The organism is Bacillus pfraonensis (assembly GCF_050768835.1).
GTDB classification, from domain to species: domain Bacteria; phylum Bacillota; class Bacilli; order Bacillales; family Bacillaceae_G; genus Bacillus_A; species Bacillus_A pfraonensis.
In genome coordinates this window covers 120,694-140,450 of the sequence record NZ_JAHCDO010000010.1, presented here as the reverse complement: position 1 = coordinate 140,450, position 19,757 = coordinate 120,694, and the positions used below count along the sequence as shown (strand labels likewise).

Annotated in this window: 25 protein-coding genes and 2 pseudogenes; 17 read left to right on the top strand and 10 right to left on the bottom strand. The window is 35.5% G+C overall.

The features are described from left to right. Window positions 1–913: pseudogene (locus KFD70_RS11880) on the bottom strand (hypothetical protein); the annotation flags it as partial. 404 nt (window positions 914–1,317) lie between these two features. Then, a complete protein-coding gene (locus KFD70_RS11875) occupies window positions 1,318–1,635 on the bottom strand; it encodes a radical SAM protein (RefSeq protein ID WP_207994740.1) in 318 nt (105 codons plus the stop codon). 166 nt (window positions 1,636–1,801) lie between these two features. Here KFD70_RS11875 and KFD70_RS11870 point away from each other — a divergent pair, with 166 nt between their 5' ends. The 4 genes from KFD70_RS11870 (at window position 1,802) to KFD70_RS11855 (ending at window position 5,802) form a co-directional block, all read left to right on the top strand. Further along, complete coding sequence (locus KFD70_RS11870; protein ID WP_336450371.1) at window positions 1,802–3,007, top strand: argininosuccinate synthase; 1,206 nt, start codon at window positions 1,802–1,804, stop codon at window positions 3,005–3,007. Continuing rightward, complete coding sequence (gene argH, locus KFD70_RS11865; protein ID WP_336450370.1) at window positions 3,004–4,392, top strand: argininosuccinate lyase; 1,389 nt, start codon at window positions 3,004–3,006, stop codon at window positions 4,390–4,392. Before KFD70_RS11870 ends, argH begins: the two co-directional genes overlap by 4 nt. 205 nt (window positions 4,393–4,597) lie before the next feature. Then, complete coding sequence (locus KFD70_RS11860; RefSeq protein WP_336450369.1) at window positions 4,598–4,951, top strand: DUF3139 domain-containing protein; 354 nt, start codon at window positions 4,598–4,600, stop codon at window positions 4,949–4,951. A 509-nt stretch (window positions 4,952–5,460) separates the two neighbouring features. Then, complete coding sequence (locus tag KFD70_RS11855) at window positions 5,461–5,802, top strand: zinc ribbon domain-containing protein YjdM (RefSeq protein WP_336450368.1); 342 nt, start codon at window positions 5,461–5,463, stop codon at window positions 5,800–5,802. 134 nt (window positions 5,803–5,936) lie between these two features. On the opposite strand, the gene KFD70_RS11850 is transcribed toward KFD70_RS11855, so the two are convergent. Beyond that, window positions 5,937–6,116 carry a ProA domain protein gene (locus KFD70_RS11850; RefSeq protein ID WP_241815219.1) on the bottom strand — a complete coding sequence of 60 codons (180 nt, stop codon included), beginning with the start codon at window positions 6,114–6,116 and terminating at the stop codon, window positions 5,937–5,939. 114 nt (window positions 6,117–6,230) lie between these two features. Between KFD70_RS11850 and KFD70_RS11845 the strand changes: the two genes are divergently transcribed. Beyond that, a complete protein-coding gene (locus tag KFD70_RS11845; RefSeq protein ID WP_336450630.1) occupies window positions 6,231–6,926 on the top strand; it encodes a hypothetical protein in 696 nt (231 codons plus the stop codon). Window positions 6,927–6,968: 42 nt separating this feature from the next. Here the strand turns inward: KFD70_RS11845 and KFD70_RS11840 are convergent, their stop codons facing one another. Then, window positions 6,969–7,427 (bottom strand): universal stress protein, encoded by a 459-nt coding sequence (locus tag KFD70_RS11840; protein WP_336450367.1) that lies wholly within the window; start codon window positions 7,425–7,427, stop codon window positions 6,969–6,971. Between the two features lie 58 nt (window positions 7,428–7,485). On the opposite strand from KFD70_RS11840, the gene KFD70_RS11835 reads away from it, so the two are divergent. Then, window positions 7,486–8,373 (top strand): SDR family oxidoreductase, encoded by an 888-nt coding sequence (locus KFD70_RS11835; protein WP_336450366.1) that lies wholly within the window; start codon window positions 7,486–7,488, stop codon window positions 8,371–8,373. A gap of 129 nt (window positions 8,374–8,502) precedes the next feature. Further along, window positions 8,503–9,636, top strand: a complete 1,134-nt coding sequence (gene ald / locus KFD70_RS11830) for an alanine dehydrogenase (protein ID WP_336450365.1) — start codon at window positions 8,503–8,505, stop codon at window positions 9,634–9,636. A gap of 203 nt (window positions 9,637–9,839) precedes the next feature. Here the strand turns inward: ald and KFD70_RS11825 are convergent, their stop codons facing one another. Then, window positions 9,840–10,256 carry a hypothetical protein gene (locus tag KFD70_RS11825; protein WP_336450364.1) on the bottom strand — a complete coding sequence of 139 codons (417 nt, stop codon included), beginning with the start codon at window positions 10,254–10,256 and terminating at the stop codon, window positions 9,840–9,842. Next, window positions 10,256–10,516 (bottom strand): helix-turn-helix transcriptional regulator, encoded by a 261-nt coding sequence (locus KFD70_RS11820; protein WP_420792322.1) that lies wholly within the window; start codon window positions 10,514–10,516, stop codon window positions 10,256–10,258. Before KFD70_RS11820 ends, KFD70_RS11825 begins: the two co-directional genes overlap by 1 nt. Window positions 10,517–10,718: 202 nt before the next feature. On the opposite strand from KFD70_RS11820, the gene KFD70_RS11815 reads away from it, so the two are divergent. The 6 genes and pseudogenes from KFD70_RS11815 (at window position 10,719) to KFD70_RS11790 (ending at window position 13,356) form a co-directional block, all read left to right on the top strand. Then, window positions 10,719–11,153 carry a hypothetical protein gene (locus KFD70_RS11815; RefSeq protein WP_336450362.1) on the top strand — a complete coding sequence of 145 codons (435 nt, stop codon included), beginning with the start codon at window positions 10,719–10,721 and terminating at the stop codon, window positions 11,151–11,153. Window positions 11,154–11,375: 222 nt separating this feature from the next. Then, window positions 11,376–11,708 (top strand): cupin domain-containing protein, encoded by a 333-nt coding sequence (locus KFD70_RS11810; RefSeq protein WP_336450361.1) that lies wholly within the window; start codon window positions 11,376–11,378, stop codon window positions 11,706–11,708. Beyond that, entirely contained in the window at window positions 11,705–12,499 is a 795-nt protein-coding gene (locus KFD70_RS11805) for a GNAT family N-acetyltransferase (RefSeq protein WP_336450360.1), read from the top strand. The genes KFD70_RS11810 and KFD70_RS11805 overlap by 4 nt, the downstream gene beginning before the upstream one ends. A 3-nt stretch (window positions 12,500–12,502) precedes the next feature. Beyond that, complete coding sequence (locus KFD70_RS11800; protein ID WP_336450359.1) at window positions 12,503–12,847, top strand: DUF6176 family protein; 345 nt, start codon at window positions 12,503–12,505, stop codon at window positions 12,845–12,847. Between the two features lie 82 nt (window positions 12,848–12,929). Further along, a pseudogene (locus tag KFD70_RS11795) lies at window positions 12,930–13,083 on the top strand (anti sigma factor C-terminal domain-containing protein); the annotation flags it as partial. Window positions 13,084–13,149: 66 nt separating this feature from the next. Beyond that, window positions 13,150–13,356 carry a hypothetical protein gene (locus KFD70_RS11790; RefSeq protein WP_098359250.1) on the top strand — a complete coding sequence of 69 codons (207 nt, stop codon included), beginning with the start codon at window positions 13,150–13,152 and terminating at the stop codon, window positions 13,354–13,356. 13 nt (window positions 13,357–13,369) lie between these two features. On the opposite strand, the gene KFD70_RS11785 is transcribed toward KFD70_RS11790, so the two are convergent. Then, window positions 13,370–14,203 carry a DUF2785 domain-containing protein gene (locus KFD70_RS11785; RefSeq protein WP_336450358.1) on the bottom strand — a complete coding sequence of 278 codons (834 nt, stop codon included), beginning with the start codon at window positions 14,201–14,203 and terminating at the stop codon, window positions 13,370–13,372. A gap of 163 nt (window positions 14,204–14,366) precedes the next feature. Between KFD70_RS11785 and KFD70_RS11780 the strand changes: the two genes are divergently transcribed. After that, complete coding sequence (locus KFD70_RS11780) at window positions 14,367–14,771, top strand: DUF3221 domain-containing protein (RefSeq protein ID WP_336450357.1); 405 nt, start codon at window positions 14,367–14,369, stop codon at window positions 14,769–14,771. Between the two features lie 28 nt (window positions 14,772–14,799). Here KFD70_RS11780 and pepQ read toward each other — a convergent pair whose 3' ends face one another. Beyond that, window positions 14,800–15,897, bottom strand: a complete 1,098-nt coding sequence (pepQ, locus tag KFD70_RS11775) for a Xaa-Pro dipeptidase (protein ID WP_336450356.1) — start codon at window positions 15,895–15,897, stop codon at window positions 14,800–14,802. 367 nt (window positions 15,898–16,264) lie between these two features. Between pepQ and KFD70_RS11770 the strand changes: the two genes are divergently transcribed. Continuing rightward, entirely contained in the window at window positions 16,265–16,948 is a 684-nt protein-coding gene (locus KFD70_RS11770) for a metal-dependent hydrolase (protein WP_336450355.1), read from the top strand. 40 nt (window positions 16,949–16,988) lie between these two features. On the opposite strand, the gene KFD70_RS11765 is transcribed toward KFD70_RS11770, so the two are convergent. Further along, window positions 16,989–17,147 carry a hypothetical protein gene (locus KFD70_RS11765; protein WP_336450354.1) on the bottom strand — a complete coding sequence of 53 codons (159 nt, stop codon included), beginning with the start codon at window positions 17,145–17,147 and terminating at the stop codon, window positions 16,989–16,991. Window positions 17,148–17,394: 247 nt separating this feature from the next. Here KFD70_RS11765 and KFD70_RS11760 point away from each other — a divergent pair, with 247 nt between their 5' ends. Both KFD70_RS11760 and KFD70_RS11755 read left to right on the top strand, forming a co-directional pair. After that, on the top strand, window positions 17,395–18,708 hold the full coding sequence (locus tag KFD70_RS11760; RefSeq protein ID WP_336450353.1) for a DRTGG domain-containing protein: 1,314 nt from the start codon (window positions 17,395–17,397) through the stop codon (window positions 18,706–18,708). 331 nt (window positions 18,709–19,039) lie between these two features. After that, window positions 19,040–19,300, top strand: a complete 261-nt coding sequence (locus KFD70_RS11755; RefSeq protein ID WP_174101681.1) for a DUF3949 domain-containing protein — start codon at window positions 19,040–19,042, stop codon at window positions 19,298–19,300. Between the two features lie 22 nt (window positions 19,301–19,322). Here the strand turns inward: KFD70_RS11755 and KFD70_RS11750 are convergent, their stop codons facing one another. Further along, window positions 19,323–19,628 (bottom strand): YtpI family protein, encoded by a 306-nt coding sequence (locus tag KFD70_RS11750; RefSeq protein WP_336450352.1) that lies wholly within the window; start codon window positions 19,626–19,628, stop codon window positions 19,323–19,325. Window positions 19,629–19,757: the final 129 nt, after the last annotated feature.

Genomic DNA, 19,757 nt, shown 5'->3' with positions numbered 1-19,757 from the left:
GAAGATAGTACCAGTTAGCGCCGTCAAAATACCAACCTGTACGCATGACGCCATCGTGCTCAAGGAGATACCATTTTCCGTTCACCTTTGTCCATCCAGTAGCCATATCGCCGCCATTATGAAGATAGTACCAGTTAGCGCCGTCAAAATACCAACCTGTACGCATGACACCATCGTGAGCAAGGAGATACCATTTTCCGTTCACCTTTGTCCATTCGGTAGCCATATCGCCGCCATTATGAAGATAGTACCAGTTAGCGCCGTCAAAATGCCATCCCGTACGCATGACACCATCGTGAGCAAGAAGATACCATTTTCCGTTCACTTTCGTCCATCCGGTAGCCATATCGCCGCCATTATGAAGATAGTACCAGTTAGCGCCGTCAAAATACCAACCTGTACGCATGACACCATCGTGAGCAAGGAGATACCATTTTCCGTTCACTTTCGTCCATCCGGTAGCCATAGCACCATTGGTATGAAGGTAATACCAGTTACCTTGATCATTTTTCCATCCTGTTACTTTCGCATTATTTGAGTAGTAGTACCAATTATTGTCTTCTTTAATCCAGCCTTCTTTTTGCTTATTCTTTTCCTTGTTTGTCTCCAATTCCGCTTTATTTTCTTGCGTTTGTGCTTTTATAGCAGGAGCTAGATTGTTTTCTTGCGTGTGCTCTTTTTTATCAGTAGTTATGTTATTTTCTTGCGTGTGCTCTTTTTTATCGGTAGTTATGTTATTTTCTTGAATTTGCTCTTTTTTATCAATGGTTACATCATTTTCTTGCGTTTGTTCTTTTTGGTCAGTTGAGCTATCGTTTCTCTTCGGAGTATCGTTTAAGGATTCCTCTTTTTTTAACGTTTTTGTTTGTTCAGTAGCTTTGGAAGGCTCTTCTGTATGAAGAGAATCTTTCACTGTTTCTGTGTTCGCATAACTATGTATAGGAGATAACAATAAAGCACTAGATAAAATAATAACTGGAAGCTTTTTTTTTATATTTACAATCCTTTCTTTATGTATTTGATAAATAGATAGCTAGATTCGTTAAATTATTAGTTTTTAATATACAGCTGATTTGGAATGGTTTTCCTATTCCTCTGCACCTGCATCATGATACAATAAAAAACTTTTGATTGCGAGAAGTTTTTATGAGAGAAAAGAAGAAGTAGTTTATGAGATGGATTTTTTATTTCGCTATTTGAGGAAGGTAAGACTTGTATTTGAAAATTCAATGGAAATAAGGGAGCAGATTTATAGGGAGAAGAATTGAATTACAAATAAAAAGGCATCTATTTATAGATGCTTTTTTATTTTGTTTCTTACTGATGCGCTTTCCCCTCAGATACATTTTGTGTAAGGCGATACCAAAGCCATAAATCATTAATGATAGAGGCAAGATCGGCAATTTCAGAATTGAGTCTACAGGAAATTTCGAAGTTTTCCTCGTTATTTAAACGATGTTGTTTTTGATTAATATGATATTCAAGTTCTTTTATACGATCAGGAATTTTCCCGCGAATTTGTTCCCACTTTAATAAAATAGCATGCTGCACTTTTTCAGGGATATCTTCCCATTCTTCTTGTAACTCAGGTACTTCTATTCCTAGGTGTTCATCGTATATAAAATATTGTTCCATATAGACACCCCCATTTTCTGTTTCCATTGTACCGAAAAAAAGAAAGAAGTTCGACGAAATTGTTTGAAAAATTTTTGCTAATATCCCTTGATTCATTTTGTAAAAGGTGTTAAAGTTTGAATTAATATAAATTGTAATGAATATTTATTCTTTAGGGGGATATAAAATGGAGAAGAAAAAAGTTGTGTTAGCATATTCCGGAGGTCTTGATACTTCCGTTGCAATTAAATGGTTACAAGAGAAAAATTATGATGTTATTGCACTTTGTTTAGATTTAGGGGAAGGTAAAGATTTAGCATTTGTAAAAGAAAAAGCAATTTCAGTAGGTGCGATTAAATCATATATGATCGATGTTCAAGAAGAATTTGCGAATGAATATGCATTGATGGCCCTGCAAGGCCATACTTTATACGAAGGAAAATACCCACTTGTTTCGGCGTTATCTCGTCCGTTAATTGCGAAAAAGCTAGTAGAAATTGCGGAGCAGGAAGGAGCAAGTGCAGTAGCTCATGGATGTACAGGAAAAGGGAACGACCAAGTTCGTTTTGAAGTTTCCATTCAAGCATTAAACCCATATTTAGAAGTTATCGCACCGGTTCGTGAATGGAAATGGTCACGTGAAGAAGAAATTGCATACGCAAAAGAAAACAATGTGCCAATCCCAATCAATTTAGATAGTCCGTTTTCCATTGACCAAAACTTATGGGGGCGTAGTAATGAATGTGGAATTTTAGAAGATCCATGGGCAGCACCTCCAGAAGATGCATATGAAATGACATTAGCACTTGAAGATACACCGAATAAACCAGAATTTGTGGAAATTGGATTTGAAGCAGGTGTACCAACAACATTAAACGGCACTTCTTATTCACTTTCGGAACTAATCAAAACGTTAAACAACCTTGCTGGAAAACATGGTGTTGGACGTATTGATCATGTGGAAAACCGCCTTGTTGGGATTAAATCACGTGAAGTATATGAATGTCCAGCTGCAATGACATTACTTACAGCACATAAAGAGTTAGAAGATTTAACGCTTGTAAAAGAAGTAGCTCATTTTAAACCGATGATTGAGCAAAAATTAACAGAACTTATTTATAACGGGTTATGGTTCTCGCCTTTAAAACAAGCACTTGCTGCTTTCTTACAAGAAACACAAAAATCAGTAACAGGTACAGTGCGTGTGAAATTATTTAAAGGTCATGCAATTGTAGAAGGACGTAAATCAGAGTACTCTCTATATGATGAAAAACTAGCAACGTATACAGTGGATGATGAATTTAACCATGATGCAGCAGTTGGCTTTATTTCTTTATTTGGTCTTCCAACAAAAGTATACAGCCAAGTGAATCAGAAGAAGGTGGAAGCGTGAGCAAACTTTGGGGTGGCCGTTTTACAGCAGAAGCAGAAGAATGGGTCGAGGAGTTTGGAGCTTCCATCTCCTTTGACCAACAATTAGTGGTAGAAGATATAGAAGGAAGTATTGCCCACGTTACAATGCTTGCGAAGCAGGGGATTGTGACAAAAGAAGAAGCAGAGAAAATTAAAGAAGGCTTACAACATTTACTAGAAAAAGCGAAAGCAAATGAGTTAACTTTTTCTGTAGATGCTGAGGATATTCATTTAAACATTGAAAAAATGTTAATTGAGCAAATTGGGGACGTTGGTGGGAAACTTCATACAGGAAGAAGCCGTAATGATCAAGTTGCGACAGATATGCATTTATATTTACGTAATAAAGTGAAAGATATTATAAAGGCAACGAAACAACTGCAAACGGTTCTTGTTCATCAAGCAGAGAAAAACATTGAAACCATTATGCCAGGGTATACCCATTTGCAGCGTGCACAGCCAATCTCGTTCGCTCATCATGTACTTGCATATTTTTGGATGTTAGAGCGCGATGTAAATCGTTATGAAGATTCACTGGAGCGTATTAATATTTCTCCGCTTGGTGCAGGCGCACTTGCGGGAACGACATTTCCGATTGATCGTGCGTATAGCGCAGAGCTTCTCGGTTTTAAAGGAATCTATGAAAATAGCTTAGATGCGGTAAGTGACCGTGATTTCATACTAGAGTTTCTTAGCAATTCATCCATATTAATGATGCATTTATCACGTTTTTGTGAAGAACTCATTTTATGGAGCAGTCAGGAGTTTCAATTTATTGAAATGAGCGATCAGTATGCAACAGGAAGCAGCATTATGCCGCAAAAGAAAAACCCTGATATGGCTGAACTTATTCGTGGTAAAACAGGGAGAGTATATGGCAACTTATTTAGTTTATTAACGGTAATGAAAGGTTTACCGCTTGCTTATAATAAAGACTTACAAGAAGACAAAGAAGGAATGTTTGATACAGTGAAAACAGTAGAAGGCTGCCTTCATATTATGGCTGGCATGCTAGAAACGCTGACTGTAAACAAAGAAAAAATGGGGCAAGCCGTAACACAGGACTTCTCTAATGCAACAGAAATTGCTGATTACTTAGCAAGTAAAGGACTTCCATTCCGTCAGGCGCATGAAATTGTCGGAAAGCTTGTTCTTCATTGCACGCAAAAAGGTATCTATCTATTAGATGTACCGTTAGAAACGTATCAAGAAATGAGTCCGTTATTTGAAGAGGACTTATATGAAGTTCTTTCACCGTATGCAGCTGTAAAACGTCGTAATAGTGCAGGTGGAACAGGGTTTGTTCAAATAGAACAAGCACTGGAAAAAGCGAAAGTGTTAGTGGGAGAGACAGTAAGTTTATAAGGATGCGAAGAGGGGAATATGTTCTGTATAGGAGCATATTACTCTCTTTTTTTTGTACATAACATATTTTCATACAGATACTTAACCTAATATTGAGTTTTCTAGATTTTACAAAATATGTATAGTATCGTTTTATAATAAGGAGTAAAAAGTTCAAATTTTTGCTGCGGGTCATGAACGATACTTGTATTTGATAGGAGGATGTATGAAAAAGATAATTTTTATTCTTATATTACTAATTAGTTTAATTGTTAACGCGAAGGTTTTTCTGATAGATAAATATATGTATATAGGAGAACGTGAAAAACGAGAAGGAGCAATTATGCTAACAATGTGGCACTTGCAAGAAAACGGATATAAAGAAAGTGATATTTTATCAATAAAACCTGCCTTTTATAGTAAAGAAGGTTCTTACGGCATGAATGTAATGTTTAAAGATGAACCCAATGAATCATATACTTATAAAGTTTGGCGAGATCCTAAGACAAATAAACCCTCTGTTAATCAACAAACAAATGTATCAGGTGGTATGGATGGAAAACATCAAGAGCTTAAATAGTAAAGAAAGTGTTGAGTAGATACTTGAACTTTGAAGTATAAAATCGATATAAATAGAATGATTTCTTATGAACATGGGAGGATACTAAGTTCCGTCCAGGAGTTAAGTATCCTCTTTTGATGTAATGTGTGAAAATGTTTTGATATACTTTCAGATTTCATGTACCAGAACCCTCCGTTTCATTTTCCTAATTATACCATCGTTATGATTGTTTTGTATTTTGGGAGGGTAATCTATGCTAAAACAACTCTTCATCTGGAATAGTATGTTTGAAAATCTAAGTTTACTGCATCGCTATCAATGTAAAAAAGGAGAGCACATTATATGATGCATTCTCTTTTTTTTAGAAAAAGTGTTCACATAAAGTTGGCTTGTCAATCTGAAAATACTATGGCAGTATATAAGGACTATCCCTACTTTTCGTGAATTTTAAGTTCGTAATTGTTATGGTTATGAAGCTATAAAAAGGGAATTAAAAGTGATTTTTATAATGGAGGAAATAAAAAAATATGCAAAACTTACCAAACTGCCCGAAATGTAATTCAGAATATACGTATGAAGATGGAAGTCTTTTTGTTTGCCCAGAGTGTGCTCATGAGTGGGCTTTAGAGTCAGAAGCTGAAAATAGTGAAGACACAAAAGTTGTGAAAGATGCAAATGGAAATATCTTAAACGATGGGGATGCTGTAACAGTAATCAAAGACCTTAAAGTAAAAGGAACTTCATCCGTTATTAAAATAGGCACGAAAGTAAAGAGTATCCGTTTAGTTGATGGAGATCATGATATCGATTGCAAAATTGACGGTTTTGGAGCTATGAAATTAAAATCTGAATTTGTTAAAAAGGCATAAGATAGTTATATAAAAGTGATTGAAAAGACGTTCAGTAAAGTGGTTTTGCCACGGAATGAACGTCTTTTTATGATGAAAAAAGAGGGTATACAATCGTATAACCTCTAATAAGTGTAATGTTATGTTCTTTTTTCTTATTCATATTTATGTCTGTTTTCTGTAATACGAATATATTCAATATCCATTAAATCACGTAGTAATGCACCGTGGCTTAGCTCAACGCCATGCTTTTCTTTAAAATGAGAACAGATTGTATCGAGCATTTCAATCTCTTCATCATTTACATCTAAAATAATTCGTTCGTGATCTCCCATATAGTATTCCTCATTTCGTTTTTTCTTAGCGTAACCGAAAGTTCCTGATTGTATAACAATAGTTGTATTTTATATGTTAATGTTTTTTTATTAGGATATTAAAAATAAGGGGAGATAGAGTTGCTTTATAGGTTTGTCATTATTTTATATACGGTCATTATAGTCACATATGCATTTCCTAACATCTTTACTTTACAATATATAAAACCTATGTATATCGCGTTTTTTATTTTTTGTATATTTGTAATGGATTGCTGCATCTCGCTATGGATATATAGGAGAAAACAGGAACAAAATAAAAAGGAGAGAAAGAAGGAAAAGCGGGAAAAATCATTTTGGATGATGACATACGTTTTTGTTTTTCCGATAGTTCTGAGTTTTGTAAGTGAACGCATCGCGGAAAAGGGATTCGATTTAAAGCTTGGGGCAACCATGTTTTTCTATTATTTCTTTTTTCACTTTATTCCGTATATGAGTGAAAAGACTGGGGAAGATGAGGATCCTTTTGAAAAAGATATACAAGAACAAGAAGATAAAATGATAGAAGAAGAAATGGAGCAATTAGCTAAACAAAAATGGTATTTCAATTCAACACTTATCTTCATTCTTTGTTTAGTTACACCACCAATTGGTTATGTGTATGTATTACTTTTACGAAAAAAAATGACATACTATGCGAAAATGAGTTATTTGACACTTGCAACCATTACGATGGGATTATGGGCAATGAAGTTCCTCCCACCACATTTATATGCCGTTGTGATTCTCATCATAGCTTGTCTTGTTTTCATAGGAAAATACATAAGATAAAAAACACCAAGTCCGTATAAGACTTGGTGTTTTCGTTATTTATTAAATGTCACCTTGTTCTTCTTCGCCACGAACAACAAGGACATCGCATTTCGCATAGCGAATAATATGTTCAGAGACGCTACCGATTAAGAAGCGTTCTACAGCGTTTAAACCAGTTGCACCACACATAATTAAATCTACTCTATGTTTTGGAGCAATTTCTTTTGAAATTTTAGATTTTGGGTTACCAAATTCTAATACAAGTTCTACTTTTTCAAGACCAGCTTCAGTTGCAGTCTTTTTGTAGTCTTCTAATAAATCTTCTGCAAAGAGATTTGCGCGCTCGGCAATTGCACGGCTATATGCTTCTACTGCAGAGTATGCTTTTACATCAACGATATGAGCGATTGTTAATGTTGCATTGTTACGTTTTGCGACTTGAATTGCTTTTTTAAAGGCTTTTTCTGCTTCTTTGGAACCGTCCACTGCAATTAAAATATTTGTATATGTATTATTCATAGTAGATTCCTCCCAATTCGTTTTTATAACCTTTTACAACTTAATTATAAAGCAAAATATGGTAACGTGCTTGCTGGAAACGTTACAGAATTTTGAAAAATCTATTTCAATTCGTTTTAGTTGTAATTGTAGGGAGAACTTGTTACATATTGATTATAGGAATAAAAAGGAGGCTACCTTTGTGAGACACGCGCTCATTACAGCCGGTACGAAAGGTTTAGGAAAGAAAGTAACAGAAAAATTATTGGCTGAAGGATATTCAGTAACCGTAACATATCATAGTGATATGCGTGCTGTAGAAACAATGAAGGAAAAATATAAACATCTAGAAGAACGTTTGCAGTTTGTGCAAGCGGATGTCACTAATAAAGAAGATTTACATAAAATAGTAGAAGAAGCAATCGGCCGCTTTGGCAAAATCGATTTTTTAATTAATAATGCGGGTCCTTACGTATTTGAACGTAAAAATTTAATTGATTACGAAGAAGATGAATGGAATGAAATGATACAAGGAAACCTAACAGCAGTGTTTCGTTTAGTAAAGCTTGTCGTTCCGATTATGAGAAAACACCATTTTGGCCGAATTATTAATTATGGATTTCAAGGAGCAGATAGTGCACCTGGTTGGATGTATCGTTCCGCATTCGCAGCTGCAAAGGTAGGACTTGTTTCGTTAACAAAGACAATTGCTTATGAAGAAGCAGAGTATGGCATTACATCAAATATGGTTTGTCCAGGCGATATCATTGGTGAAATGAAAGAAGCGACGATTCAGGAAGCGCGTATAATGAAAGACAGTAGGACGCCAATTGGTAGATCAGGAACAGGTGAAGATATCGCTCGGACCATTGCATTTTTATGCGAGGAAGATTCCGATATGATTACGGGCACAATTATAGAAGTAACAGGTGCAGTTGACGTCATTCATAGATATCGACAAAAATAGATAAAATCTATCGGAAAACTCGCATTATTTTTTGTCAAATATTGAGATATTATGTTAAAATATAAGAGCGTAGAAAGCGCTTTAAAAAATGATTCAGGGGTCATTTCATAACTCAAGGGGGAATTAATAATGCGTATCGGTATTCCAACAGAAATTAAAAACAATGAAAACCGCGTGGCAATGACGCCAGCTGGTGCCGTACATTTAGTACACAATGGTCATGAAGTTTTTGTTCAAAAAGGCGCAGGTTTAGGATCTGGCTTTACAGATGAAGAATATGTACAAGCTGGAGCAAAACTTGTTGAAACTGCTGAAGAAGCATGGAATCAAGATATGGTTATGAAGGTAAAAGAGCCAATTGCAAGCGAATATGGTTACTTCCGTGAAGGTTTAATTTTATTCACATACTTACACTTAGCTCCAGAACCAGAATTAACAAAAGCTTTAATTGATAACAAAGTAGCATCAATTGCTTATGAAACAGTACAATTAGACAATCGTTCTTTACCACTCTTAGCACCTATGAGTGAAGTAGCTGGCCGTATGTCTGCACAAATTGGTGCGCAATTCCTTGAAAAAACAAAAGGCGGCAAAGGTATTTTACTAGCAGGCGTTCCAGGGGTAAAACGCGGTAAAGTAGCAATTATCGGCGGTGGTCAAGCTGGTACAAACGCAGCGAAAATCGCAGTTGGTTTAGGTGCTGACGTAACAATTATTGACTTAAGTGCAGAACGTCTTCGTCAATTAGATGACATTTTTGGTAACCAAGTGAAAACTTTAATGTCTAATCCTTACAACATCGCAGAAGCTGTAAAAGAATCTGATCTTGTAATCGGCGCAGTATTAATTCCAGGTGCAAAAGCGCCAAAACTTGTAACAGAAGAAATGATTAAATCAATGGAACCAGGTTCTGTTGTCGTAGATATCGCAATCGACCAAGGTGGTATTTTCGAAACAACTGACCGCATTACAACTCATGACAACCCAACTTACGAAAAACACGGTGTTGTTCATTATGCAGTTGCAAACATGCCAGGTGCGGTTCCACGTACATCAACTCTTGCATTAACAAACGTAACAGTGCCATATGCAGTACAAATTGCAAACAAAGGCTACAAACAAGCTTGCCTAAGCAATACTGCATTATTAAAAGGTATTAACACATTAGATGGCTATGTAACATTCGAAGCAGTTGCAGAAGCTCACGGTTTACAATATGCTGATGCGAAAGAGCTTCTTGAAAAAGCTCCTGCTTTATCATAATAGAAATGATTGTGAGCCCCTCCTTGTATAAGGAGGGGCTTTTTTGTATTTGGCAATGGAATATAAACATAATACTTTCTATTAGTCCGGGATTATCTTTTTATGAAAAAGAAAAATAAAAGAAATTGTCCACATACCAAAAAGAACAGAATTTACTTCTATTCTTTTTTAGTAATTCTTCAATTGCTTTCTTTTTTCTTCAATTATTGATCAAATCTCTTTACAATTCTTAAGCCAAACATCATTGTAAAGAAAAGAACTCCCATGACATAATACAGAACATACTCTACCCGTATCATTGAATTTTTGTTAGTAATAAATAAAACAAAAAGTATTGCAGCACCGACTAGATGAGAAAGCCCGAATATTTGAGTCATAAATTTCAAACTCAGCTTTTCGATTCTTTCGTCCATTTCTGGTAATGGGTACTGTTCTTGTTCTTTCTTCTTTTTCTTAAACAATCTTCCCCTAACCACTGTTATGAGTAATCCCAAGATTATATAGCCACTAGCAAATATAAGAGCAGAGCGAAATCCTTCCTCATTAAAATAAAGAAATGTCGTCCCTAATATAAGGATAGTAATATGCGATACAATTTCTTGTATAAAATTATTTTTCATTACTTTCCCTCCCCAGTTTTATCTAATTGAAATAAATCTTCTACTTTACAATCAAAAAACTCACATAATTTTAAAGCTAATTCTAAGCTGGGGTTATATTTGTTTTTCTCGATGGCGATGAGGGATTGTCTGGTGATGTTAACAGCGGAAGCAAGTTGCTCTTGAGTGATGTCTCTAACAACGCGGAATTGTTTAACTTTATTTACAATCAAATCTCCTCTTTCTCCTTTATGTAAAATTATTACTTTTACAATAACCATTTTTAGGTAAAATGTAAATATAACTTTACTAAAAGTATATAAAACATTACAAAATGTAAAGGAAGTATTACTACTACATAGATGAAATTAGAGAGTATTTATATGTTGAAAGTCTTTCGATTGGTATATTTTTCTTGTTGATAGGGCTCTCTATATGATAGTTTGGAATTGTATGCGTAAGGAAAATAAAAGAGGGGATGTCATGGGGAGAAAAAGTAGTAAGAAAAAACAAATAAGAAGACAGAAATATATAAAGAAAAAGCAGGAGCAGAATATACCATTTCAAAAGAAGTTGGCTATTCGTATAGAGGGAATTGCTAGGTATATTAGTATGGTTTTATATGTAATTTTAAGTATGTATTTGTTCGGTGTATGTTATCAAATAGAGATAAGACCTGAATTTTTGGAAGATATCTTTCAGTGGGGGGCTTTTTTGGCACCATTCGTTCTGTTTTTTGTAGTGTTTGATACAGTATGGCCAAGTCGTGAAAGTAAAAAAGATAAGAAAAGAAAGCAGAAAAAGAAACGCTTTTCCAATTCTTCCAATTCATCAAGTGGATTTATAAACTACAGTGATAATAATTGTAGTAGTGCAAGCGATAGTGGGGGTGGAGATTGCGGAGGTGGTGGAGACTAAACGGGATTTACTTTTAAATACATAGGATGTCATTAATAAAAAAGATAAAAATAATAGAATGAAACAGAGCGTCGCGAAAAGGGTGCATAGCAATAAATTTAGCGAAGGAAACAGAAAAAAGATATTGATTTTGGAATGATTGGCTTTTGGATTTGTATGATTGTTATTGCACTTGAAGGGTTTTGGGGGAAATAATAAATAACTTAGGGGATGGGGAGAACGATGGAGAAAGTGAATCTTTTAGAACTCACCAAAGATATTACAGAGCAGCACAAAAATTTTGTTGTATCGAATGTGAATAGTCATTGTTTACGAATTGCGGTGTTTACGGGGGACTATGCTTGGCACTTTCACTCAAACTCTGATGAGCTATTTATCGTGTTAGAGGGAGAATTATTAATTGATTTTCAAGATAAGAACACAGTCATATTAAAACCAAATGATTCAATCTTGATTCCAGCAGGTACCGTTCATCGAACAAGGGCACTTAAGCGCACTGTTAATCTCTGTTTTGAAAACTTAGATGCGGACACCGTTATTGTGGAGAATGTATGAAAAAGTTAGCGTTAGCAGACTATCATACAATCCTTTCGGTTTTAGAAGAGAACAAACGGACAGCTACTTTTGCTTATGCAGTATGTGATGGGATGATAGAGGGTGAAATCTTTGTAAATGAGAGATTAACAGCGGGAATGATTGCGACTGCTAATGGTATTTACTATCTGTTTGGAGATACTCATGATCAGAAATTTCAACGCGCTTTGTTTTCTTATATTGAAAATGATGTTTTAACAACTGATAAACGATTTACATTGTTTGTGTCTAGCGTAGAGTGGGAAAGGATTATTGAAAATTATTTTAATGATTCTTTTAGGAAAATCCCTCGAAAAAAATTTTTATTTCAAAGAGATGTCTTTGAAGATACAAAAAGAGAATTAAACGATTTTACATACACGGTTATGCGGATTGATCAAAACATAATAGAAAAAAGTACCGAATTTACGGAGCGATACTATAAAGAATATTGGGGATCAAAAGAAGCGTTTTTAAAGCATGGTTTTGGATTTTGTATGATTCAAAGTCAAAAAGTAGTAGCTGAATGTGTTTCAATTTTTAGAGGGAATGGCTGTGCTGAAATTGATATTGCAACAGATCCAGAGTATCAAGGAAAAGGGCTTGCCCGGTTAGTCGCAACTTATTTTATAGAACATTGTATACAAAATGGAATTACGCCGTGCTGGGATTGTAATGTAGATAATATTCCTTCACAAAGATTGGCTAGTAAACTAGGTTTTGATTATCCGGTGGAATATGTTTTATATGTACGTAAGAAGGTAGAGGGATAAAACATGAACGTTGAATTAACAAGATTCAAAGTGAAACCAGGAAAAAGTCATCGCGTTGATGAATGGATGAAACTTCTCAATGATCATATGAAAGAAGTGCTTTTGACATTAAACGACGAGAAAATGTATGTAGAGACAATTTTCCGGGAAATAAGAGGCGGAGAAGAATATTTGTATTGGTATTCTGTGCAAGGAGAAGGCGGGACAGAAGTGGAAGCTTCTCAGCATGAAATTGATAAAAAGCATTTAGAGTTTTGGTATGAATGCATTGATGAAGAAGCACCAGCAGTTGATATGAAAACGGAAGTTGTCATGATTCAAGATGTTGTTAAAGAAGCAATGAAGTAATACAATAGTATTCTTTGTATGTAATAAGAAAAGCGCATCGAAATAGATGGGCTTTTTTATTTGTGAAAATAGCGGGAGAATGCAGGAGTACTTTGAGGGGAACTATAAAGAAATAAAGAACAATAAACCTAAAGATTTATGGCGTAGTTTTAACAGAAAAAACAGAGGAATTACAACAGTTACAAGGGGCATCATATATAAAAGCAACTGTAAGAGGTGTAACAGTTGAGAAATAATGGTTAATACAGATTAATTAGAATAGTTAGAAAATTTATGTTATAATATGGGAAAAGGGGGCTGTTATGAAGCAAATACATGGAGCAATCTACATCTACATAACAATGTTTTTCATTGGAGCGTCTTATGGCTTAGGGCATTTATACTCGCACCCAATTTTAACTTTTTTGAGCGGTACATGTATGGCCATTGCGATTTGTGTACACCTTTTCTCCGTTTGGATTGTAAAATTTCAATTGAATATTAGTGAAATGGAAGAAGGCACTTTTTGAGTTGCCTTCTTTTTTAGTAGTATCTGTTTAACTCTTTTAATAATATTTCAATTTGCTTCTCTGCTTCTTTGCATATAGATAAGGCCCTTAATCTAAAGAATAAGCTTCGAAAAAATGATTTTACATTTCCATATAACGTTTCATAAGAGACGATAGATAATTCTGTTTTTTGAGCCTGCATTTGCTTCACTAAAGAATGTAAGGATACGATGAGTTCCTTTTCATTTAAACCATTTTGCACCATAGCGACAATAGGATAGACAATTCGTTCATCTTCCTCGTACTTATAATACAGTGTATGTACATTTACTTTTTCTAATAAGGTTTGCAGTATTTCTGGATAATGTTCAGTTTCAAGCTTCGGGTTTTTAATGAGTTCATCGAATGTATCGGAAACATGAGCGATACTATGAGCCCAGCCTTGACCGTTTACATACCCGCGAAAATCATGTTCTTGCTTCATGTATAAAATTAATTTATCTTTTACTTTTAATATATAAGACTCTGATAAGAAGTTATGTTTTGTATCGGCACTTAAAATTAAAGCAATTAATAATGTTGTAAACGCCCGAGTAAATACAGCGTCCTTATCATCAATATTTATTTTATAAAATAAATATTGCTCACTTATACTTTGCGACAATAATTGTTGTAATCGTGTGTTTGGGATATGGTCATTCTTAATGAGATGGAAAAAGGTTGTGTAGATTAATTTATCCCGTAAGTAGCTATCTGTTACACCGATATGTTGGAGCATTGTTGAACTTAAATTATCAATATCTATAGTGGAATCTATGACGTAATGATTAGCTTTTATTTCTTCTAATTGTTTTTGAAGTTGTTGCATGCAATCTCTCCTTTTTTCAGAAAATTATGTATTTAAATGTTATGATAGAAACAGAGAATATACAAGTAATACCTTGTATTGAGGATTTCAAAAGTGATTAGGGACGAATAAAAATGTTAAAAATGGGATTAGTTAGTGAGATTTTTATAAGGGGGAGCATGAGATGAAGAAAAATACATTAAGGCTGTATGTGTATATTTTACTTACCGTTTCTTTCGTGATATTAACGGCATGTACACGTAATGAGCAAACTGAGGATGAACCAGCGAATGTGCAACAATCAGCAGAAAAAGGTGTTATAGAAGGATACGTTATGGTGAAAAATAAGAAGGTATATTTCATCATGAATAAAAAGTTTGAAACGACAAAAGAGTTGCAGGAGTATTTGGATCAAAAAAAATATTCACCTATTCCAGCGGATACGATTCTACACTTAAACGATGAAAGTGCATATAAAAAGTTGAAATCAGGATATAAAATAAAAGTATGGTCTTCTGAGATACTTGAAAGTTATCCAGCAAAAATGACTGTGAATAAGTTTGAAATCGTAGAGAAAAATAATATTTAAAAAAGGTAGCGACTGCGCTACCTTTTCTTTATTTCACAAATTGCAATTCTTTCGGGAATTTCGTTAAAATTTCTGATCCGTCTTTTGTGATGTAAATATCATCTTCAATGCGAACGCCGCCTACGTTTGGTACGTAAATACCTGGCTCGATTGTGAAGACCATGCCTTCTTTTAATGGTGATTCGTTGCCTGCTTTTACATCTGGATATTCGTGTACGCTAATGCCAAGCCCGTGACCTAAGCGGTGTGGGAAGAATTCCCCGTAACCTGCATCTGCGATAACAGAGCGAGCAGCATTGTCAATTTCGCCAAGTGTAACGCCTGGTTTACAAGATTCAACTGCTTGTAATTGGCCAGCTAGTACAGTGTTGTAAATGCGTGTTTGTTCTTCTGAAATATCGCCAAATGCGACTGTACGTGTAATGTCAGAGCAGTAACCATCAATGATTACGCCTAAGTCAAATAGTACGAAGTCACCGCGTTTCATTTTGTTTGCTCCTGGAATACCGTGTGGCAGGGCAGAGTTTGCGCCAGCTAGTACCATTGTGTCAAAGGACATTTTATGGATGCCTTTTTTCTTTAATTCATGTTCGATAATTGCTAACACTTCTAATTCACTGCGATCTTCTTTAATTGCTTCTACACCAATTCCAACAGCGTAGTCTGCCATGTAAGCTGCTTGGCGTAAAATAGAAAGTTCTTTTTCGTCTTTAATTAAACGAAGTTCGCGTACTTTTTCTTCCGCAGATTTGAAAGCAGCTTTTGGGAATAATTTTGTTAATTCTTCATAGCGTTCTACATTTAAATGTTCTTTTTCAATTGCCACGCTACTCGCATCGATGCCGCGATGTTGAATCGCTTTTGCAATCATATCCCATGGCTTGTCTGTATCAGTAAATCCGATAATTTCGTGCGCCCAGCCAGCATTTCGAGCTTGGCCTTCTTCCATCTTAGGACAGATTAAAATTGGTTCTTTTTCTTGGAAGACAAATAGACCGAGTAGTCTTTCGTGCGGCTCGCAATGGAAGTTTGTCATATAGAAGACGTTTGGTGTAGAAGTTAAAAATGAAGCTTCCACGTTTTGTTCTTGTAGCCATTGCATTAAGTTTTCTAATCTAGTATTCATAGATTGGCACCTCCAGGGTTTCAGTTACATGTATTACTTTACATCGGATGAAAGCGTTATGACAAGCAAATCGCTGTTTGAAAAGACAGGAAGTTGTGAAATTATGTATATAAATCCAAATGAAAAAACGAACATTAAACCATTCTTTTTAGATGGGAGAGAGCATCCGTCCATGCATAGAAGCTGTCAGTGCTTTTTTAGCCCCATGCCAAGTGAGAACAAAAGGAGAAAGCGAGTGGAGATCTTCTTTTGTTTTCATAGCCGCGACTTAGGTGCTTGAAAATCGAAATGGGTATATATGTTGGAAAATCAAGTTGGATATATATAGAATAGAAGGTGTGAATGTAAATAAGGGAGGAATCTAGCGATGAAAGTATCTTATCACGGGCATTCAGTTGTAAAGATTGAAACGAATGGAAAAGTTATCTTAATTGATCCGTTTTTAACAGGTAATCCGAAAACAGATTTAAAGGCTGAAGACGTCAAGGTAGACGCAATTATTTTATCGCACGGTCATGGTGATCATGTCGGTGATACAGTAGCGCTCGCGAAGAAAAATAATGCAGTGGTTGTGGCACCGTTTGAACTCGCAACATTTTTAGGATGGCAAGGTGTGAGCGCGCACCCAATGCATATCGGTGGTTCACATGTATTTGATTTTGGAAAAGTAAAATTCACACAAGCATTCCATGGGTCTAGCTATATCGATGAGGAAAATCAGACGATTACATATACAGGAATGCCAGCTGGAATTTTATTTACGGCAGAAGAGAAAACAATTTATCATGCAGGAGATACTGCTTTATTTTCTGATATGAAATTAATCGGTGCTCTTAACAATATCGATGTAGCATTCTTACCAATTGGTGATAATTTTACAATGGGACTAGAGGATGCAGTGTTAGCTGCGGAATGGATTGGAGCAAAAACGGTTGTACCTATGCATTACAATACATTCCCAGTGATTGAACAAGATCCGCATCTTTTTGTACAAAAACTAACGAGTAGTACAGGAAAGGTATTAGAAGCTGGAGAAAGTATTACACTATAAGAAAGAAACCCTTCATTTGAAAAGATAAGTGAAGGGTTTTTTATGTGTGTAAAATCGGTTTGAAAGTCTGTGCTTGTTTAGGTGTTTCTTTTGTTTCTGGTAGTGTTTGTTCTGGTGCCTCATTTAATTCCATCGCAACTTTTTTTCCATCGACGAAAGCTAAAAATACAGCACTTACAACTTCTAAAAATTTTTTCATTTTCATTCGCTCCTTTGTTTGATTTCTTGCTTTTATTTTACATCTGAAATCAGGGACAAACTATCGAATAGGGTGACAATAGCATTACACAGTTGTAAGAATTTGACTGGTAAAGTGTAAGGGTCATTTTTGTTATAAAAAAAATAGTACAGGTACGTAAAAGTACAGTGTAACAGTTTCGGAAATATAGTATACTAAAAATACAACACATGAAGAATTTAGGGAAAAGAAAGTATGGTGAAACCATTTGGCTACCAAACATAATCAAATTTTAGAACATATTAATAGCCTGCCTATAGGGCATAAAATTTCTGTACGTCAAATTGCAAAAGATTTGAGTGTAAGTGAAGGAACAGCTTATCGTGCGATTAAAGATGCAGAGAATAAAGGATATGTTAGTACAATTGAACGTGTCGGAACAATCCGAATTGAACAAAAGAAAAAGGAAAATATTGAAAAACTAACATATGCCGAAGTAGTCAATATCGTCGATGGCCAAGTGCTTGGCGGAAGAGAAGGGTTACATAAAACATTAAATAAATTCGTGATTGGGGCCATGAAATTAGAGGCGATGATGCGTTATACTGAAGCGGGGAACTTGCTGATTATCGGTAACCGTACGAATGCACATCAATTAGCGCTAGAAGCGGGCGCTGCAGTATTAATTACAGGTGGATTCGATACAGAAGATCATGTGAAAAAATTAGCAGATGAATTAAAGTTGCCGATTATTTCAAGTAGCTATGATACATTCACTGTGGCAACGCTTATTAACCGCGCTATTTATGATCAGCTTATCAAAAAGGAAATTGTACTCGTTGAAGATATTTTAACACCAATTGAAGAAACGTTATATTTAAAACCTACCGATAAAGTAGAGCAATGGCATGCGTATAATGAAGAAACGATGCATGGGCGTTATCCAATTATAGATGAAAATAAAAAGGTATTAGGGATTGTTACTTCAAAAGATATGATTGGCATCGCAAAAGAAACGCCAATTGAAAAAGTAATGACAAAGCAGCCGATTACAGTAAACGGGAAAATGTCTGTTGCAGCGGCAGCACGTATGATGGTATGGGAAGGGATTGAACTTCTTCCTGTTGTCGATGAAAGCAACCATCTGCAAGGAATTATTAGCCGTCAAGACGTACTTCAAGCGCTGCAAATGATTCAACGTCAACCGCAAGTTGGGGAGACGATTGAAGATATCGTCACAAATCAATTTGTGACGCCGAAAGAAGCAAAGCACGAACATAGTTATCAATTTTCTGTGACGCCACAAATGACAAGCTCATTTGGGACATTATCATATGGTGTATTTACAACCGTTGTTACAGAAGCGACGAATCGTGCCATTCGTGCGCAGAAAAAAAGCGATTCGATTGTTGAGAATTTAACAATCTACTTTGTAAAGCCAGTTCAAATCGACAACGTTGTTTCTGTACATCCTAAAGTGTTAGAAATCGGTCGTAAATTTGGAAAGGTAGATGTGGAAGTGCGTCACGGAGGAGAAGTTGTTGGGAAAGCGCTATTAATGGTGCAGCTGATTGATCGATAAGTATAGAAAAGAGCTGAGTGAAGAATTCTTTTTAGAGGGAGATTCATTCAGCTTTTTTATGTATACATAAAAATTGAAAGATATAAAACCACTCTTTTTAGGTTGGAAGAGAGGAACCGCCGAAGTGTAGAAGCGGTCATCAGTGCCTGTTTTAGCCCCGTGCCGAGTGAGGACAGAAGGAGAAAGTGAGTGGGAGCTCTTTTTTGTTTCATAGCCGTTACTGATATGTATAAAAATGGATACGAATTTCCTTTATTAGGTAATTGAAATGTAGTATAATTGAATTATCAGATAATTAGTATATTAAAAGAAAAAAAGGATGGTGTTCCATATGTCATCAGAGTTACTCTTTTTTGGCGGTGTTGCATTATTTTATTTTCTTGCGATGATACCGATTCAGTATCTTTACATTGAAGGGTTAAATGAACAGAGACAAAGAACGAGACGTTCACAACAAGAACTATATAAAAATATGTCTTTTGAAGAAGAACAATTACATTTTCATGTGCAAGGAAACCCTTTTAATATACCACCTGCGCTTGTTGCCTATTTGATTTTAAAAATAAAAAATCGTAAAAAAGCATCAGCATGAATGGCTGATGCTTTTTGCATGATTACATTGTTTCATAGGCCTCTGCTTCCTCTATTGCAAGAGGTGAGAAGTGTTTATATTGGCGGAATCCATTAAAAATACTTGCCCCACCAAATAAGACAAATAAGATACCGACGATGATACGCGCGGTAGAGAGTTCTAAGAAAAACTGATTTGCGCCAAATAACGCAACGAATACGCCAAGCGCCATCCCGGATTTTCCAGCAAGCCATCCTTTCTCCATCGGACGATTTGTACGAAAATATTTTGTTTTATAGAAGAGATACAACATAAATGAGATGATAATACAAAAGACTAATACTGGCATAATGTAATCCTCCATTATTTTGTATGTAGATAAATTAAAAACCTGAAATATAAAATCCCTCTTTTTTTAGGTGGAAGAGAGGATCCGCCCAAGCGTAGAAGCGGTCAGTGCCTATTTTAGCCCCGTGCC

Bases quoted from the DNA above. Each gene is read 5' to 3' on its own strand.
- KFD70_RS11875 (WP_207994740.1), bottom strand. From the start codon at position 1,635: ATGGAACAATATTTTATATACGATGAACACCTAGGAATAGAAGTACCT.
- KFD70_RS11870 (WP_336450371.1), top strand. From the start codon at position 1,802: ATGGAGAAGAAAAAAGTTGTGTTAGCATATTCCGGAGGTCTTGATACT.
- KFD70_RS11860 (WP_336450369.1), top strand. From the start codon at position 4,598: ATGAAAAAGATAATTTTTATTCTTATATTACTAATTAGTTTAATTGTT.
- KFD70_RS11855 (WP_336450368.1), top strand. From the start codon at position 5,461: ATGCAAAACTTACCAAACTGCCCGAAATGTAATTCAGAATATACGTAT.
- KFD70_RS11850 (WP_241815219.1), bottom strand. From the start codon at position 6,116: ATGGGAGATCACGAACGAATTATTTTAGATGTAAATGATGAAGAGATT.
- KFD70_RS11840 (WP_336450367.1), bottom strand. From the start codon at position 7,427: ATGAATAATACATATACAAATATTTTAATTGCAGTGGACGGTTCCAAA.
- KFD70_RS11835 (WP_336450366.1), top strand. From the start codon at position 7,486: ATGGTAACGTGCTTGCTGGAAACGTTACAGAATTTTGAAAAATCTATT.
- ald (WP_336450365.1), top strand. From the start codon at position 8,503: ATGCGTATCGGTATTCCAACAGAAATTAAAAACAATGAAAACCGCGTG.
- KFD70_RS11825 (WP_336450364.1), bottom strand. From the start codon at position 10,256: ATGAAAAATAATTTTATACAAGAAATTGTATCGCATATTACTATCCTT.
- KFD70_RS11820 (WP_420792322.1), bottom strand. From the start codon at position 10,516: ATGGTTATTGTAAAAGTAATAATTTTACATAAAGGAGAAAGAGGAGAT.
- KFD70_RS11815 (WP_336450362.1), top strand. From the start codon at position 10,719: ATGGGGAGAAAAAGTAGTAAGAAAAAACAAATAAGAAGACAGAAATAT.
- KFD70_RS11810 (WP_336450361.1), top strand. From the start codon at position 11,376: ATGGAGAAAGTGAATCTTTTAGAACTCACCAAAGATATTACAGAGCAG.
- KFD70_RS11805 (WP_336450360.1), top strand. From the start codon at position 11,705: ATGAAAAAGTTAGCGTTAGCAGACTATCATACAATCCTTTCGGTTTTA.
- KFD70_RS11800 (WP_336450359.1), top strand. From the start codon at position 12,503: ATGAACGTTGAATTAACAAGATTCAAAGTGAAACCAGGAAAAAGTCAT.
- KFD70_RS11790 (WP_098359250.1), top strand. From the start codon at position 13,150: ATGAAGCAAATACATGGAGCAATCTACATCTACATAACAATGTTTTTC.
- KFD70_RS11785 (WP_336450358.1), bottom strand. From the start codon at position 14,203: ATGCAACAACTTCAAAAACAATTAGAAGAAATAAAAGCTAATCATTAC.
- KFD70_RS11780 (WP_336450357.1), top strand. From the start codon at position 14,367: ATGAAGAAAAATACATTAAGGCTGTATGTGTATATTTTACTTACCGTT.
- pepQ (WP_336450356.1), bottom strand. From the start codon at position 15,897: ATGAATACTAGATTAGAAAACTTAATGCAATGGCTACAAGAACAAAAC.
- KFD70_RS11770 (WP_336450355.1), top strand. From the start codon at position 16,265: ATGAAAGTATCTTATCACGGGCATTCAGTTGTAAAGATTGAAACGAAT.
- KFD70_RS11765 (WP_336450354.1), bottom strand. From the start codon at position 17,147: ATGAAAAAATTTTTAGAAGTTGTAAGTGCTGTATTTTTAGCTTTCGTC.
- KFD70_RS11755 (WP_174101681.1), top strand. From the start codon at position 19,040: ATGTCATCAGAGTTACTCTTTTTTGGCGGTGTTGCATTATTTTATTTT.
- KFD70_RS11750 (WP_336450352.1), bottom strand. From the start codon at position 19,628: ATGCCAGTATTAGTCTTTTGTATTATCATCTCATTTATGTTGTATCTC.